The organism is Pseudomonas hunanensis (assembly GCF_013393325.1).
GTDB lineage: Bacteria > Pseudomonadota > Gammaproteobacteria > Pseudomonadales > Pseudomonadaceae > Aquipseudomonas > Aquipseudomonas putida_P.
This window is the reverse complement of the sequence record NZ_QJRC01000007.1, coordinates 1-218: the sequence shown is the minus strand read 5'-3', so window position 1 is coordinate 218 and position 218 is coordinate 1. Positions and strand designations below refer to the sequence as shown.

The window sequence follows — 218 nt, the reverse complement described above, 5'->3', positions numbered from 1 at the left end:
CGGCGACACCAGCGTCAAGTACGAGCACGCAGCGCAAGGTGATGACGTCTACCTGGACAGCGGCGAAATCAGCCTCGGCATCAAGTCGGCGGTGGATATCGACGGTCGCACCTTCGAGAACCTGGAGCTGGGCGGCGCGGCGAAAGTGGATGTCACCGACACCACCGACGAAGTGATCGCGAAACTGACCGCGACTCCATCGGTCACCGAAGGCGGCG

Annotated in this window: 1 protein-coding gene; it reads left to right on the top strand. The window is 63.3% G+C overall.

The window, feature by feature from the left end; genetic code table 11:
* Nucleotides 1-218 (top strand): immunoglobulin-like domain-containing protein (locus DM807_RS00030; RefSeq protein WP_179026916.1); only part of this gene is annotated, 218 nt, incomplete at both ends.